Annotated in this window: 15 protein-coding genes; all 15 read left to right on the top strand. The window is 67.9% G+C overall.

Features of this window, described 5'->3' with window-relative positions:
• Positions 1-4: 4 nt before the first annotated feature.
• Entirely contained in the window at positions 5-1192 is a 1188-nt protein-coding gene (locus ACZLIB_RS22340; protein WP_478468778.1) for an ABC transporter permease, read from the top strand.
• Between the two features lie 128 nt (positions 1193-1320).
• A complete protein-coding gene (locus ACZLIB_RS22335) occupies positions 1321-2718 on the top strand; it encodes a cytochrome ubiquinol oxidase subunit I (RefSeq protein WP_478468777.1) in 1398 nt (465 codons plus the stop codon).
• A 1-nt stretch (position 2719) separates the two neighbouring features.
• The gene (gene cydB, locus ACZLIB_RS22330; RefSeq protein WP_478468776.1) at positions 2720-3733 is read left to right on the top strand and encodes a cytochrome d ubiquinol oxidase subunit II; all 1014 of its coding nucleotides are present in this window, start codon (positions 2720-2722) and stop codon (positions 3731-3733) included.
• 217 nt (positions 3734-3950) lie between these two features.
• Positions 3951-4694 carry a beta-ketoacyl synthase chain length factor gene (locus ACZLIB_RS22325; protein WP_049398632.1) on the top strand — a complete coding sequence of 248 codons (744 nt, stop codon included), beginning with the start codon at positions 3951-3953 and terminating at the stop codon, positions 4692-4694.
• Entirely contained in the window at positions 4687-5484 is a 798-nt protein-coding gene (locus ACZLIB_RS22320) for a lysophospholipid acyltransferase family protein (protein WP_201117649.1), read from the top strand. Before ACZLIB_RS22325 ends, ACZLIB_RS22320 begins: the two co-directional genes overlap by 8 nt.
• Complete coding sequence (locus ACZLIB_RS22315; protein WP_005411610.1) at positions 5471-5728, top strand: phosphopantetheine-binding protein; 258 nt, start codon at positions 5471-5473, stop codon at positions 5726-5728. Before ACZLIB_RS22320 ends, ACZLIB_RS22315 begins: the two co-directional genes overlap by 14 nt.
• A gap of 17 nt (positions 5729-5745) precedes the next feature.
• Positions 5746-6003: an acyl carrier protein gene (locus tag ACZLIB_RS22310; RefSeq protein WP_478468774.1), complete on the top strand. Its 258-nt coding sequence runs from the start codon at positions 5746-5748 to the stop codon at positions 6001-6003.
• A 22-nt stretch (positions 6004-6025) separates the two neighbouring features.
• Positions 6026-6577, top strand: coding sequence for a COG4648 family protein (locus ACZLIB_RS22305; RefSeq protein WP_012512473.1), 552 nt, complete (start codon positions 6026-6028; stop codon positions 6575-6577).
• Positions 6570-8255: an ApeI family dehydratase gene (locus ACZLIB_RS22300; RefSeq protein WP_478468773.1), complete on the top strand. Its 1686-nt coding sequence runs from the start codon at positions 6570-6572 to the stop codon at positions 8253-8255. Before ACZLIB_RS22305 ends, ACZLIB_RS22300 begins: the two co-directional genes overlap by 8 nt.
• Positions 8245-9015: a glycosyltransferase family 2 protein gene (locus tag ACZLIB_RS22295; RefSeq protein ID WP_071228592.1), complete on the top strand. Its 771-nt coding sequence runs from the start codon at positions 8245-8247 to the stop codon at positions 9013-9015. Before ACZLIB_RS22300 ends, ACZLIB_RS22295 begins: the two co-directional genes overlap by 11 nt.
• A gap of 1 nt (position 9016) precedes the next feature.
• Positions 9017-9958 carry an LpxL/LpxP family acyltransferase gene (locus tag ACZLIB_RS22290; protein ID WP_478468772.1) on the top strand — a complete coding sequence of 314 codons (942 nt, stop codon included), beginning with the start codon at positions 9017-9019 and terminating at the stop codon, positions 9956-9958.
• Positions 9948-11498 carry an HAL/PAL/TAL family ammonia-lyase gene (locus tag ACZLIB_RS22285; protein WP_049448227.1) on the top strand — a complete coding sequence of 517 codons (1551 nt, stop codon included), beginning with the start codon at positions 9948-9950 and terminating at the stop codon, positions 11496-11498. Before ACZLIB_RS22290 ends, ACZLIB_RS22285 begins: the two co-directional genes overlap by 11 nt.
• The gene (locus tag ACZLIB_RS22280; RefSeq protein WP_005411603.1) at positions 11485-11916 is read left to right on the top strand and encodes an acyl-CoA thioesterase; all 432 of its coding nucleotides are present in this window, start codon (positions 11485-11487) and stop codon (positions 11914-11916) included. The genes ACZLIB_RS22285 and ACZLIB_RS22280 overlap by 14 nt, the downstream gene beginning before the upstream one ends.
• Positions 11913-12542, top strand: coding sequence for an outer membrane lipoprotein carrier protein LolA (locus tag ACZLIB_RS22275; protein WP_005411602.1), 630 nt, complete (start codon positions 11913-11915; stop codon positions 12540-12542). The genes ACZLIB_RS22280 and ACZLIB_RS22275 overlap by 4 nt, the downstream gene beginning before the upstream one ends.
• A complete protein-coding gene (locus ACZLIB_RS22270; protein ID WP_478468771.1) occupies positions 12514-14889 on the top strand; it encodes an MMPL family transporter in 2376 nt (791 codons plus the stop codon). Before ACZLIB_RS22275 ends, ACZLIB_RS22270 begins: the two co-directional genes overlap by 29 nt.
• Positions 14890-14926 lie beyond the last annotated feature (37 nt).

Genomic DNA, 14926 nt, shown 5'->3' with positions numbered 1-14926 from the left:
ATCAATGAGGGAGACTCGACGACATCTGGGAAGCGCCGCACTGCTTGCAGTGCAGGCTGCGCTTGCAAGCCTGGCATGTGCGTTCGCACTGCAATCTGTGCTGGACAGCTTCGCCAGATTGAACACCCGCAGCATCCGGGACGCAGTATCGATTGGTGTGGTCAGGGTCTCGGATGTCGAAGAAGGCGCTGATGCTGCAGTGCTGCGGGCAGACCTGTCCGCGATCCGGCTGCCCGGTGTTCAGGGCACGGTTGTGAGCGACGCTGTTCCGTTCGGGGGAAGAGCCCATCGATACGGCGTGTGCACCAGCGAGTCGGCCATGGCGTACTCGATGAACGCGGGTACGACAGACGTTGCTGGATGTGATCGCATTCCCGTGGCAACTGCCAGCTCTGGCTTGCTGGCGATGCTGGGCGCGGGAATCGTCCTGGGACGGGATGCCACAGAGGACGACATGGCTGAAGGTGCTCCGGTAGTGCTGATCAGTGAAGCGCTGGCTGCCCGTCTGTTCGGAACGGAGAGTGCTGTTGGCCGCCACCTGTATTTCGGCCCAGGCAGCAGCCGGGTCATCGTGGGCGTATTTGCGTCTGTTGCTGGACCGGCACCAGGAGGCAATGAGCGGGACTCGCAGTGGGCGCTGCTTCCGGGCCTTCCCACGGGCGCCAGTCGCTATTATCTGGCGAAGTGGAAGTCGGAGGTTGATCGTTCATCGCTTGATCGCACTGTCGATGCGCTGCAGCGGCCCTATCGGATCGTGAATTCGACCGGTGTCGAGACGCTGGCGGGATATCGCGACGCCTACGTCAAAGCTGATCGCTTCGCTACGACCGTGCTCGCGGTCATGACGGCCATCGTTCTCGGTGTGCTGATGGCCGGGGTTTCCGGAGTCGTAGGCGCCTGGCTTGATCGGCGCCGGCACTCCATTGGGGTTCGACGGACACTCGGTGCTCGCGGCTCAGTGATCTTTGCCGAAATCATGTTCGAAGTTTCACTGTTCACCACACTGGGGGCCCTGCTCGGCGCGTTGTCGTTGCAGTGGATAGGGCCGCCACAGGATGGCATCACAGGTTCACTGTGGTTATCGATATCGAGCGCTGTCGTGCTGGTGATGGCGGCCTGCTTGACTGCACTGGTACCCCGGGCCCTGCGAATCGCCAAGGAGCCGCCCTTGACCCTGCTGAAGCCCCTGTAGCCAGTTCATCCCGTCATCCAGCTTCCCTGCGACAAAGTGAAGCAGCGCGTCACCCGGTCGCATCCCACCTTAACGAAATCCTCCTAAAGTGGTCCGGTATCCCACCGGTCACAGGCAGGAGGCGTCCCTTGGACGCGTTGTTGTTGTCCCGGATCCAGTTCGGATTCGTCATCAGTTTCCACGTGCTGTTCCCCGCCTTCACCATCGGTACGGCCAGCTGGCTGGCCTTCATCGAATGGCGGTGGCTGCGCACGAAGTTGCCCGTGTGGCGCGAGCTGTATTTCTTCTGGCAGAAGATCTTCGCCGTGTCGTTCGGCATGGGCGTGGTCAGCGGCATCGTCATGGCCTTCCAGTTCGGCACCAACTGGCCACGGCTGAGCGAGGTGGCCGGTACGGTCATCGGCCCGCTGCTGACCTACGAGGTGCTGACCGCGTTCTTCCTGGAAGCCAGCTTCCTCGGCGTGATGATGTTCGGCTGGGACCGGGTCTCGCCGCGCCTGCATTTCTTCTCCACCTGCATGGTGGCGCTGGGCACGCTGTTCTCCACGTTCTGGATCCTGTCGTCCAACAGCTGGCTGCATACACCGGCCGGCTACGAGATGGTCAACGGCATCGTGCATCCGGTGGACTGGTGGCAGGTGGTGTTCAACCCCTCGTTCCCGTACCGCCTGGCCCACATGGCGCTGGGCTCGTTCATCACTACCTGTTTCGTGATTGGTGGCGTCGGCGCGTGGTACCTGCGCAAGGGCACGCACGTGGAAGCGGGTCGGCGCATGCTGGTCGCGGCGGTGGCGTTCGCGGCGCTGACCGTACCGGTGCAGATTTTCGTCGGCGACATGCATGGCCTGAACACGCTCAAGCATCAGCCGATGAAGATCGCGGCGATGGAAGCGCACTGGCATGAAACCCAGGAAGGCGAGGGCGTGCCGCTGGTGGTGTTCGCGCTGCCGAACGAAAAGGAAGAGCGCAACGACTTCGAAGTCGCCATCCCGAAGCTGGGCAGCGTGATCCTCACCCACAGCCTGGACGGCACCTTCGATCCGCTCACCTCGGTGCCGGCCAGCGAGCGGCCGCCGGTGACGCCGGTGTTCTTCGCCTTCCGCATCATGGTTGGGCTGGGCACGCTGATGCTGCTGCTGGCCTGGGTGTCGGCTTTCCAGCTGTGGCGCAGGAAGCTGCTGGATTCGCCGTGGCTGCTGCGCGGCTGGAACTGGATGCTGCCCAGCGGTTTCATCGCACTGCTGTCGGGTTGGTTCGTCACCGAGATGGGGCGCCAGCCGTGGGTGGTGTATGGCGTGCTGCGCACCGCTGATGCGGTCGGCCCGCAGAGTGCGTGGATGACGGCGTTGTCGCTGGGTGTCTATGTGGTTGGCTATGCCTTCGTGTTCGGCTGGGGCATCTGGTACCTGGTGAAGATCCTGCGCCACGGGCCGCAGCCGTATGCCGAGGGGCCGTCGCTGGACCATGGCAGCCATACCCCGGCACGTCCGTTGTCGGCCGCCGATGAACCGCTGGAGGAGCGCTGACATGGACCTGATGACCTGGCTGCCGGTGGCGTGGTTCGCGGTGATCGGCTTCGGCGTGCTGATGTACGTGGTGCTGGACGGCTTCGTGCTCGGCATCGGCATCCTTGCCCCGTTCGCCGAGGACGAGGAACAGCTGGACCTGATGATGAACACCGCCGCGCCGATCTGGGACGGCAACGAGACCTGGCTGGTACTCGGCGGCGCTGGCCTGCTGGCGGCCTTCCCCAAGGCCTATGCGGTGCTGCTGTCGGCGCTGTACCTGCCGGTGCTGCTGCTGGTGGTGGCGCTGGTGTTCCGCGGCGTGGCCTTCGAGTTCCGCTTCAAGGCGCATCGATCGCGCCGGTTGTGGAGCGTGGCGTTCGGCCTCGGTTCGCTGCTGGCCACGTTTGCCCAGGGCGTGATCCTTGGCACCCTGGTGCAGGGCATCCCGCTGGTGGACGGTGTCTATCAGAGCGGGCCGTTTGCCTGGTTCAGCCCGTTCGCGATGCTGACCGGTGCCGCGCTGGTGGCCGGCTATGCGCTGCTGGGCAGCACCTGGCTGATCCTGAAGACCGAGGGGCGCGTGCAGGCGCTGGCGCGGCAGATGACCCGGCCACTGGTGGTTGCGGTGATCGCGGCGATGGGCCTTGTGAGCAGCTGGCTGCCGTTCCTCGATTCGCGGTTGATGGATCGCTGGTTCAGCGACGGCAACTTCTGGTGGCTGTCGCCGGTGCCGCTGCTGACCCTGGCGGTAGCCGCCGCGCTGTGGCGCAGTGCCACCCACCCGCGCCGTGACCTGCCGCCGTTCCTGCTCAGCCTGGCCCTGTTCGTGCTCGGCTTCCTCGGCCTGGTGCTGGGCATGTGGCCTTATCTGCTGCCACCGTCGATGACCCTGTGGCAGGCCGCCGCGCCGGCGTCGTCGCTGGGCTTCACGCTGGTCGGGCTGGTCATATTGCTGCCGGTCATCCTCGGCTATACGGCGTGGTCCTACCGGGTATTCCGCGGCAAGGTGCACGCCGACACCGGTTACCACTGATCGATTGAACACGGGGCCTGCCGGTGCCGGGCCCCGTGTTGGGGAATGTGAAACCTGCACACCCTGCGCGGGACGTGCTAGCGTGCGCTCCTTTCCGGCGGCCAGGGGGGCAGCCGGCGACGTCCTGGACGGACGCACGGCTGCAGGAACGGGGGGCCGCCGCGCGTCGCCGTAATGGCTCGTGCCTATCGTTCTCCCGTTGAAGCACCATCGCTAAATGATCGAATTCTCCATCGTCGACTGGGCCGCCTGGGCGCCCGGCCTGAGTGAGCGTAGCCAGTGGCTGGGCTGGGCCGATGCGCCGTACCCGCCGCATGGCGCGGACACGCCGGCGCTGGCCGAAGTGCCGGCGATGCAGCGCCGCCGCATCGAGCGGCTGGGCCGGATGGCGATCCAGGCCGCGTGCTGGTGCGAGGACGGGCAGGGCGCCGACAGTGACGTGCCGCTGGTGTTCGCCAGCCGCCACGGCGACGTGGCCCGTTCGATGGACCTGCTGGGCGCGCTGGTCGGCGACCAGCCGTTGTCGCCGACCGGATTCGGCCTGTCCGTGCACAACGCGATTGCCGCGCTGTATTCCATCGCCCGCGGCCACCGCGGCAACTACCTGGCGCTGGCGGCGGGCCAGGCCACGGTGGAGACGGCCTGCCTGGAGGCCGTCGGCCTGCTGGCCGACGGTGCCCGCGAGGTGCGGGTGGTGGTCTATGAGTCGCCACTTCCGGAAATTTACGCGACGTTCGCCGACGAACCCGACCCGTTCTTTGCCTGGTGCTGGCGCCTGACCGCCCCGACAGAGGGCCGACCGACGCTGTCGCTGCAGTGGCAGCCGGCCGACGCCCAGGCCAGCACTGCGCCCGGCCTGCTGCCGCATGCGCTGGACCTGCACCGGTTCCTGTTGTCCGGCGCGCCGGCGCTGGAACACGTGGCCCACGGCCAGCGCTGGCGCTGGAGCCGCCGTGGCTGAGCTGCTGCGCCGCCTCGACCATGCCTGGCGGGTGTTTGGCACCGGCCTGAGCTTTGTCGCATTTGGCCTGGGCGGCCTGCTGCTGGGCGTGCTGGTGATGCCGGTGCTGTTGCTGATGCGCGACCCGGTGGTCCGCCGCCGCCGCGCCCGCCGCGTGGTCCAGGCCGCCTTCGCCAGCCATCTGCGGCTGATGCGCGGGCTGGGGGTGATGACCTACGAGATTGAGGGCGGCGAACGCCTGCAGCGCGACGGCCTGCTGGTACTGGCCAATCACCCGACCCTGATCGACGTGGTCTGCCTGATCTCGCTGCTGCCCAACGCCGACTGCGTGGTCAAGCGGGCCGTGGCCTGCAACCCGTTCATGCGCGGTCCGGTACGGGCCGCCGGCTACATCTCCAATGACGATGGCGCCGGCCTGGTCGATGACTGCGTGGCCGCGGTGCATGCCGGCGGCACCCTGGTGATCTTCCCGGAGGGCACCCGCAGCGTGCCCGGGCAGCCGCCGCGGCTGCAGCGTGGGGCCGCCAACATCGCCGTCCGCGGCCGGCTGGACATCACCCCGGTGCGGATCACCTGCAGCCCGCCAACGCTGACCAAGGGGCAGAAGTGGTATCGTGTCCCCTCACGTCGCTTTCACGTTCGGCTGCAGATCGGCGAAGATATCCCGATCGCGCCATTTCTGGCCGAAGACGACTCGCCAAGGGGGGATGCCTTGGCAGCCCGTCGCGTCACCGAGCACCTTTCTCGTTATTTCGACCTGTCTGGAGATCCGAACCGTGCAAGCACTTGAGCACGAGATCAAGGAATTGATCATTTCCTCCCTTTCGCTGGAGGACATCACGCCGGAGGACATCGATCCGACCGCCCCACTGTTCGTCGAGGGCCTTGGCCTGGATTCGATCGACGCGCTGGAGCTGGGCCTGGCGCTGCAGAAGAAGTACGGTGTGAGCCTCTCGGCCGATTCGGAAGAAACCCGTCGCCATTTCTCCAGCGTGCGCGCGCTCGGCGAGTTCGTCGCCGCCCGCCAGTCGTAACGGTGCCAGGACCTGCCATGACCAAGAATGAACTGTTCGAACGCATCGTCAGCATCCTGACCGACAGCTTCGAGATCGAAACCGCCCGGATCACCCCCGAGGCCCGCCTGTACGACGACCTGGACATCGACAGCATCGACGCGGTCGACCTGATCGTTCAGCTGAAGCCGTTGCTCGGCCGCAACCTGCAGCCGGAAGCGTTCAAGTCTGTGCGTACCGTGCAGGACATCGTCGATGTGGTGCACAGGCTGCTGCCGGACCAGGCAGCCGCCTGACCGCAGCGCCGGCGGCTCCACCATGGCACGCGCACGCACGGTCGTGGTGGCTGCGATCTCGCTGGCCTACCCGGTGCTGGTGTACCTGGCGATGGGCCGCTTCGAGCCACGCTGGTTGTCGCTGCTGCTGTTCACCCTGGCCCTGCTGCGCGCGCTGAGTACGCGCCAGCCGCTGTGGTGGGCTGCGGCCGCCGGCACCGGCCTGCTGGCGGTGCTGGCCACTGTGCTCAACCAGGCCCTGCCGCTGAAGCTGTACCCGGCGCTGGTCAACGCAGTGATGCTGGCGGTATTCGGCACCAGCCTGCGTTTCGGCCCGCCGCTGGTGGAACGCCTGGCACGGCTGCAGGAACCGGACCTGCCCCCGTTCGCGGTGGCCTATACCCGCCGCGTCACCCAGGTGTGGTGCGGCTTCTTCGTTCTCAACGGCAGCCTGGCCCTGCTGACCGCGCTGTACGCGTCGGACCGGGTCTGGATGCTCTACAACGGATTGTTGGCGTACGTGATGATGGGCGTGTTGTTCGCAGGTGAGTGGCTGGTGCGGCGGCGGGTGAAGGCGGCGCACGCGCATGGCTGAGTGGATTGCCCTGGACCGGTTGCTGCTGGAGGCGCGGCCGCATCGAAGCGTTGGCGTCTGCGATGGCGAGGTGATCGACCACGCCCGCTTCCGCCAGCGCGTACTGGCCTGGCGCGCCGCGTTTGCGGCGGCCGCAGGCCGTGACTGGGCCCTGTATTTCGATGATGCGGTGGCCTTTGCCGCTGCGTTGTTCGGTGCCTGGCATGCCGGCAAGCGGGTGTTCCTGGCTGCCGACAATCTGCCGGCCACGCTGCAGGCGCTGCAGCCGCAGGTGAGTGGTTTCGCAGGCGATGTGTCCGCCGATTATCGTCCGCTGGCGGCGCTGGACGCCGCACCGGACGAGGGTCTTCAGGCGCTGGACGAGCGCGCCTGCGAGCTGTGCGTGTTCACCTCCGGCAGCACCGGACAACCCAGTGCGATCAACAAGCGCATGGACCAGCTGACGCGCGAGGTGGACGCACTGCAGGCTGCGTTCGGCACGCAGCTGGAAGGCGTGCAGGTGCATGGCACGGTGTCGCACCAGCACATCTATGGCCTGCTGTTCCGCGTGCTGTGGCCGCTGGCTGCCGGCCGCCTGATCCATCCACGCCGGTTCTTCCACGAAGATCTGGTGGGTGCGCTGGCCGGTACCGATACGGTGCTGGTCGCGACCCCGGCCCACCTCAAGCGCCTGCCCGAGCAGCTCGACTGGGCCAGCCTGCATGGCCGCCTGCGCGCGGTGTTCTCCTCCGGTGGCCCGCTGCCGGAAGAAGCCGCACGCCAGGTGCGGCAGTGGCTGGGCGTGGCACCGACCGAGGTCTATGGCAGCAGCGAGACCGGCGGCATCGCTTGGCGCCGCTGGGACACCGACCTGCCGCCGTGGCAGCCGCTGCCCGGCGTGCAGTGGCGCATCGAGGAGGGCTGCCTGGCGGTGGCCTCCGCACATCTGGAAACCCCGGATTGGTGGCGTACCCAGGACCGCGTTGAAGCGTTGGCCGATGGCCGCTTCCGCCTGCTGGGCCGCGCCGACCGCATCGTCAAGATTGAAGAGCGCCGCGTTTCGCTGGATGCACTGGAACGTGCGTTGCGCGAAGACGCCGAAGTGGATGACGTGCGCGTGCTGGTGCTGCCCGGGCAGCGCGAGCAGCTGGCCGCGGTGGTGGTACCGGCCGACCCGACGCTGCTGGAGGGCGGTGAGGCCGCGCGCCGCGCGCTGGGCCAGCGCCTTGGCACACGCCTGGCACAGGCTCATGACGCGGTCACCCGGCCGCGCCGCTGGCGGCTGGTGCCGGCGCTGCCGATCAACGCACAGGGCAAAGTCACCCAGGCGGCACTGGCAGCGCTGTTCCAGCCGCTGATGCCGGTGCCGGTCTGGGATCACCGCGATGCGGCCAGCGCCACGCTGCGGATGACCCTGGACCCGGCGTTGCGGCCGTTCCAGGGCCACTTCCCGCAGGCGGCGATCCTGCCCGGGGTGGCCCAGCTGGACTGGGCGGTGCGTTTCGGCCGCCAGGCGTTCACGATGCCGAGCGGTTTCCTGCGCATGGATGCGGTGAAGTTCCAGCACGTGGCCCGCCCGGGCGATGAGCTGACCCTGCAGCTGGACTGGGATGCCGCACGCAGCGTGCTGGCCTTTCGCTACACCTCCAGCCATGGAGTGCATGCCAGCGGCAAGGTGGTTTTCGCCGATGCGGACTGACCCGGCCGTTGCCGGTGCCGCGTTCGCGCCACTGGTGGTGATACCCGTCTACGACCACGAGCACGCCATCGCGGCGGTGGTCGACGGCGTGCAGGCCGCCGGCCTGCCATGCCTGCTGATCGACGATGGCTCGCATGAGGCGTGCGCGGCAGCATTGCGTTCGCTGGCACAGCGCCAGGGCGTCGACCTGCTGCGCCTGGACGTCAACCAGGGCAAGGGCGGGGCGATGCTGGCCGGTTTCGCCGAAGCCGGCGCGCGAGGCTACAGCCACGTGCTGCAGATCGATGCCGACGGCCAGCACGATACCCGCGATCTGCCACGCTTCATCGAAGCGGCGCGCGCCCATCCCGAGGCGGTGATCTGTGGCATTCCGGCCTACGACGCCAGCGTTCCCAAGGCGCGCCTGTATGGCCGCTACGCGACCCACATCTGGGTCTGGATCAACACGCTGTCGCTGCATCTGCGCGACACCATGTGCGGCTTCCGCGTGTATCCGCTGCCGCCGGTGCTGCGCCTGATCGGTGAAGAAACCATCGGCCGGCGCATGGATTTCGATACCGAAGTGATGGTGCGCCTGTACTGGCGGCACCTGCCGGTCGAGCACCTGGCCACGCGCGTGACCTATCCATCCGATGGCGTCTCGCACTTCGATGTGTGGCGCGACAACGTGCGCATCAGCCGCATGCACACCCGCTTGTTCTTCGGCATGCTCTGGCGCGCACCGCGCCTGCTGTGGCGCCGCCTGCGGGGGCAGCGCTGAGATGGCGGCCGCGCAGGGGGCCCCGCACTGGGCCGACATCGGCGAATCCACCTCGGTGGCCGGCGTGCTGTTCCTGTGCTGGGTGCACCGCTGGTTCGGGCGCTGGCCGTTCCGCCTGTGCGTGTGGCCGGTGGTGGCCTGCCATTGGCTGGGCAACCGCGTCGGCCGCCAGGCCTCGATGCAGTACCTGCAGCGGCTGCAGGCGCACAGCGGCGTGCTCGGCCGCACGCCGACCCGGCGTGACAGCCTGCGCCATTTCTTCGCCTTCGCCGATACGATGCTGGACAAGATCCTCGGCCTGGGCGGGCGCTATCCGGCCGAACGCATCCACCTGCATCGCGACCTGGTGCTGGAGAAGATCGCGCGCCGCGAAGGCGGGCTGATCCTCACCGCGCACATCGGCTGCCTGGAGCTGTGCCAGGTACTGGCCGAACAGGTGCCGGGGTTCCGCATCACCGTGCTGGTGCACACCGCGCATGCGCAGCGCTTCAACCGCCTGCTGCAGCGGCTGGACCCGCTGGCGGCGGTGGAGCTGGTGCAGGTAACCGAAATGGGCCCTGCCACGGCGGTGATGCTGGCAGAGCGCGTGGCGGCGGGTGGCTTCGTTGCCATCGTCGGCGACCGCACGCCGGTGCAGGGCGGCCGCAGCGTCACCGCCGATTTCCTTGGCCACCGCGCGCCGTTCCCGATCGGCGCCTATGTGCTCGCCGCCGCGCTGGGTTGCCCGGTCTACACCATGGCCTGCCTGCACCAGGGCGAGGGCTATCGCGTGGCGTTTGAACAGTTCGCCGAACGCATCGCGCTGCCACGTGGCTCGCGCGATGCCGCGCTGGCCGAACAGGCACAGCGCTTCGCGCGCTGGCTGGAACTCCAGGTCATCCAGTCCCCGTTGGACTGGTTCAACTTCTTCCCCTTCTGGGATCAGGCTCCGCATGACGACTGACGCCGTACCCGTGTGCCGCTTTGGCGATGCACCGTTGACCATTGAAGACGTGGTTGCCCTGGCCCAGCGCCAGTGCGAGGCCGCACTGAGCGACGCGCCGGCGTTCCGCGCGCATATCCAGCGCGGTGCCGATTTCCTCGACCGCCTGCTGCGCGAGGACGGCGTGATCTACGGCGTGACCACCGGCTACGGCGACTCGTGCACGGTGAACATCCCGCCGGCGCTGGTGGCTGAGCTGCCGCACCACCTGTACACGTACCACGGCTGTGGCCTGGGCCGTTACCTGGACCCGGTCGAGACCCGTGCGGTGCTGGCGGCGCGCCTGGCCTCTCTGGTGCGCGGCATGTCCGGTGTAAGCCTGCCGCTGCTGGAAGGCCTGGCCACGCTGCTGCAGCACGACGTGCTGCCGATGATTCCGGCCGAAGGCTCGGTCGGTGCCAGTGGCGACCTGACGCCGCTGTCCTACGTGGCGGCGGTGCTGTGCGGCGAGCGCGAGGTACTGCACGACGGCCGCGTGCAGCCGGCGGCGGACGTGCTGGCGAAGATCGGCATGACCCCGCTGAAGCTGCGGCCGAAGGAAGGCCTGGCGATCATGAACGGCACCGCGGTGATGACCGGCCTGGCCTGCCTGGCCTGGCAGCGCGCCGACTACCTGGCACGCATGGCTACGCGCCTGACCGCGTTCAACGTGCTGGCCAGCGACGGCAACGCGCACCACTTCGACGAAACCCTGTTCGCAGCCAAGCCGCACCCGGGCCAGGGCCGCATCGCCGCGCGCCTGCGCAGCGACCTGCACAGCGAGCGCCCGCCGCGCAATGAACAGCGCCTGCAGGATCGCTACTCGCTGCGCTGCGCACCGCATGTGATCGGCGTGCTGGAGGACAGCCTGCCGTTCCTGCGCCAGCTGATCGAGACCGAACTGAACAGCGCCAACGACAACCCGCTGATCGACGCCGACGGCGAGCGCATCCTGCATGGTGGCCACTTCTACGGGGGCCACATCGCGCTGGCGATGGACACCCTGAAGAACACCGTGGCCAACGTTGCCGATCTGCTCGACCGGCAGCTGGCGCTGGTGGTGGACGCCCGTTACAACCATGGCCTGCCGGCCAACCTGTCGGCGGCCACCGGTCCGCGCGCGGCCATCAACCATGGGCTGAAGGCACTGCAGATCAGCGTGTCGGCCTGGACTGCCGAAGCGCTGAAGCAGACCATGCCGGCCAGCGTGTTCTCGCGTTCCACCGAGTGCCACAACCAGGACAAGGTCAGCATGGGCACCATCGCCGCGCGCGACTGCCTGCGCGTGATCGAGCTGACCGAACAGGTGGTGGCGGCAATGCTGATCGCCGCGCGCCAGGGCCTGGCCCTGCGTGAGCGGGTTGGCCTGAATGCGCAGCTGCATGGCAGTCTGGCCGACATGTACGCCGACCTGGGGCAGCGCATCGCCCTGGTCGAGGAAGACCGCGCGCTGGATCGCGAACTGCGGGAACTGCTGGTGGAGATCCGCGCGCAACGTTGGGAGCTGTATGCCGGTGAATGAGGCTATCGAACGGGTTGGCGAGATTGCGTTGACCCCCGCCTTCCATGACTGCGATCCGATGAACGTGGTCTGGCATGGCAACTACTTCAAGTACTTCGAGATCGCGCGCTGCGCGCTGCTCGGTCGCTACGACTACGACTACCCGCAGATGCTCGAATCAGGCTACCTGTGGCCGGTGGTCGATGCGCGGGTGAAGTACGTGCGCCCGCTGCTGTTCAACCAGGCGCTGCGCGTGGTCGCGCGCATCGTGGAATGGGAGAACCGGCTGAAGATCGAGTACGAAATCCTCGATGCGGAAAGCGGCCAGGTGCTGACCCGGGCGATGACCATCCAGGTCGCGGTGGACGCGGCCAGCAAGGAAATGCTGTACCAGTGCCCGCCGGTACTGTGGGAACGCCTGGGAGTGCCGGCGCCATGAACCGAGCGAACCGTTTCGCGCGTGCGCTGCTGTGCGCGCTGCTGCTGGTGGCCGCACCACTGGTGCAGGCGGCCGACCCCGCCATCGATGCGATTACCCAGGCGGTGGCGCGGCCGGATGTGCTGCGTGGCCAGTTCACTCAGGAAAAGCAGGTGAGTGGCTTCAGGAACCCGCTGCGCTCGCAGGGCCGGTTCGTGGTCGCGCGCCAGCACGGCGTGATCTGGACCACGCTCAAGCCGTTCCCCTCGGAAGTAGTGGTCACCGCCGACCGCATCCTCAGCCGGCAGCGTGATGGCAGCACCCGCGTCGAACTGGACGCGCGGCAGCAGCCGGCGATGCGTTCAGTGAATGCGATCATGTTCGCGTTGATGAGTGGCGACGTGCAGGCACTGTCCAGCCAGTTCAACGTGGCGGCCAGCCGTGAAGGGCAGGGCTGGCGGCTGCGCCTGACGCCGAAGTCGGCGATGCTGGCCAAGGCCTTCGAATCGCTGACCCTGCAGGGCGACCGCTACGTGCGCCAGGTCGAGATCGTCGAGGCCAACAAGGACCGCACGCAGATCCAGTTCAGCGCGTTGAGCGAGGCGCCGGCCACGCTCAATGCCGACGAGGCCCGCCGCTTTGAGTGAGGCCGTGGCATCGAACGCACCGGACCGGTTGCGGCGCTGGTGGCACTGGCTGGGCATTGCCTGGCTGCTGGTGCTGCTGGCGCTGGGCGCACAGCAGTGGCAGCTGTGGAGCCAGCAATCGCGGATCGACACCGACATCCTCGCCCTGCTGCCGCAGGATGCGCACGACCGCTTGTTGAGCGACGTCACCCGGCGCATTGCCGATGGCAGTTCGCGGCAGGTCGTGGTGCTGCTCGGCAGCAAGGACAGCGCGGCTGCCAAGCGCGCGCAGGCGGCTTTTGCGGCGGCCATGGCCAAGGATGCCGACCATGCCTTGCTGGTACCCAGCGGTTCGATCGAAGGCTGGTTTGACGAGGCGCGCGCGTTCTACGCGCCGTACCGCGACCGCTTGCTGACACCGGCCCAGCGCGAGCAGTTGCTGGGCAGCGAACCGGGCGTGTTGGCCGAGCAGGCGCTGGCTGCGCTGTATGGCCCGATGGGTGCGCCGCGATTGACTGAATGGCGCCAGGATCCGTTGTCGCTGTGGCCGCAGTGGTGGCAGCAGCAGGCGCAGGGTTCGGGCCTGCGGTTGGGCGATGACGGCCTGCTTGAAGCCGACGGCAGGCATTGGGCCGTGCTGCAGTTCGATACGCCCGGCTCGGCGTTCCAGCTGGATGGCGAGCGCCACCTCGATGGCCTGCTGGAACGTGCCGGGCAGGCCGCCACGGCGGCGACGCCTGAGCTTGAAATCCTGCATGCCGGCGTGCCGCTGCATGCCGAGGCCGCCGCGGTGCAGGCCAACCAGGAGATCAACACCATCGGTTGGGGGTCGCTGGCGGCGGTGCTGCTGCTGGTGTGGCTGGCATTCCGCTCGCTGCGCCCGATCCTGCTGGTGGCCGCCTCGCTGCTGATCGGCTGTGGCGTGGCGCTGGCGGTGACCGTGCTGGTGTTCGGCAAGGTGCACGTGCTGACCCTGGTGTTTGGTGCGTCGCTGGTGGGCGTGGCCGAGGATTACGGCATTCACTGGTTCGCCTCGCGCCAGGCCGAACCGGCCGATCGTCGCTGGAAACTGCTGCGGCACCTGCTGCCCGGCCTGTGGCTGGCCCTGCTGACCAGTGCGCTGGCCTACCTGGCATTGGGCCTGGCCCCGTTCCCCGGCCTGCGCCAGATGGCACTGTTCTCGGTGGTGGGCCTGGCCGCAGCTTTCCTCACGGTGATCTTCTGGTTCCCGTGGCTCGACGGTGGCGAGATCCGCCAGACCCGCTTCTCGCAGTGGCTGGGCAATACGCTGGAGCGTTTCCCGCGGCTGCATGGCCGCCGCGCGGTGACGGTCTTCGTGGTGGTCGCGCTGGCACTGTCTGCCATCGGCATCGTGCGCCTGCAGAGCAACGACGACCTGCGCAGCCTGCAGTCGTCGCCGCCGGCATTGATGGCGCAGCAGATCCGCCTGAGCCAGTTGCTGGGCATGCCCAGCCCGGCGCAGTTCTACCTGGTGCAGGGTGCCGATGCCGCGCAGCTGCTGCAGCGCGAAGAAGCGCTGACCGAACGCCTGCGTGTATTGGCCAACGACAAGCGCATTGGTGGCTATCGCGCGATCAGCGATTGGCTGCCGTCGCCGTCGCGCCAGCAGGCCGATGCCGCGCTGACCGCGAGGGTGGAACCCGGCGTGCTGTCGGCCGTGTCCGAGGCCGTGGGCGAGCCGCTGCAGCGACCGCAGTTCGCGGCCGCACCGCTCAGCGCCGAAGCCTTCCTGGCCTCGCCGGCCTCGCAGCCGTTCCGTCATCTGTGGGTGGGCGAGGTCGGTGGGCAGATGATCAGCGTGGTGATGGTCGATGACCTGTCGCGCGCCGATGCGCTGGCCACCCTGCAGGGTGCGGCCGAAGGCCTGCCGGGTGTGCGCTGGGTAGACCGCACCGCCGACTTCTCCACGCTGCTGGGCCACTACCGCAAGCTGATGGGTGGGCTGCTGCTGGTCGGCATCGTGCTGGTGTTCGGCGCGCTGTGGCTGCGCTACCGCGGCCAGGCCTGGCGCGTGTTCGCGCCGACCCTGATTGCCGGTGCCTTGACCCTGGGCCTGCTGGGTCTGTTCGGCCAGCCGCTGCAGCTGTTCAACGTGCTGGCACTGATGCTGCTGCTGGGCATGGGCATCGACTACGGCATCTTCCTGATCGAGCACCGTGGCGATGCCAGCGCCTGGCTGGCAGTGTGCGTGGGTGCGGCCAGCACCTGGCTGTCGTTCGGCCTGCTGGGCCTGTCGCAGACCCCGGCGCTGCGCGCGTTCGGCCTGACCCTGCTGTTCGGCATCGGCCTGGTCTGGTTGATCTCGCCGCTGTTCCGGCCGCCGCCACATGACCTGCCGCCAGCTTGAACCTGTCTTCCGACTTCCTTCTTTCCACCTGATCGAG

This window comes from Stenotrophomonas sp. 220_Sma (genome assembly GCF_056487375.1).
Note: the sequence above shows the minus strand (reverse complement) of the source record. Positions and strands in the feature narration are given on the sequence as shown.

Bases quoted from the DNA above. Each gene is read 5' to 3' on its own strand.
- ACZLIB_RS22295 (WP_071228592.1), top strand. From the start codon at position 8,245: ATGCGGACTGACCCGGCCGTTGCCGGTGCCGCGTTCGCGCCACTGGTG.
- ACZLIB_RS22305 (WP_012512473.1), top strand. From the start codon at position 6,026: ATGGCACGCGCACGCACGGTCGTGGTGGCTGCGATCTCGCTGGCCTAC.
- ACZLIB_RS22300 (WP_478468773.1), top strand. From the start codon at position 6,570: ATGGCTGAGTGGATTGCCCTGGACCGGTTGCTGCTGGAGGCGCGGCCG.
- ACZLIB_RS22285 (WP_049448227.1), top strand. From the start codon at position 9,948: ATGACGACTGACGCCGTACCCGTGTGCCGCTTTGGCGATGCACCGTTG.
- ACZLIB_RS22325 (WP_049398632.1), top strand. From the start codon at position 3,951: ATGATCGAATTCTCCATCGTCGACTGGGCCGCCTGGGCGCCCGGCCTG.
- ACZLIB_RS22270 (WP_478468771.1), top strand. From the start codon at position 12,514: ATGCCGACGAGGCCCGCCGCTTTGAGTGAGGCCGTGGCATCGAACGCA.
- ACZLIB_RS22290 (WP_478468772.1), top strand. From the start codon at position 9,017: ATGGCGGCCGCGCAGGGGGCCCCGCACTGGGCCGACATCGGCGAATCC.
- ACZLIB_RS22275 (WP_005411602.1), top strand. From the start codon at position 11,913: ATGAACCGAGCGAACCGTTTCGCGCGTGCGCTGCTGTGCGCGCTGCTG.
- cydB (WP_478468776.1), top strand. From the start codon at position 2,720: ATGGACCTGATGACCTGGCTGCCGGTGGCGTGGTTCGCGGTGATCGGC.
- ACZLIB_RS22310 (WP_478468774.1), top strand. From the start codon at position 5,746: ATGACCAAGAATGAACTGTTCGAACGCATCGTCAGCATCCTGACCGAC.
- ACZLIB_RS22340 (WP_478468778.1), top strand. From the start codon at position 5: ATGAGGGAGACTCGACGACATCTGGGAAGCGCCGCACTGCTTGCAGTG.
- ACZLIB_RS22280 (WP_005411603.1), top strand. From the start codon at position 11,485: ATGCCGGTGAATGAGGCTATCGAACGGGTTGGCGAGATTGCGTTGACC.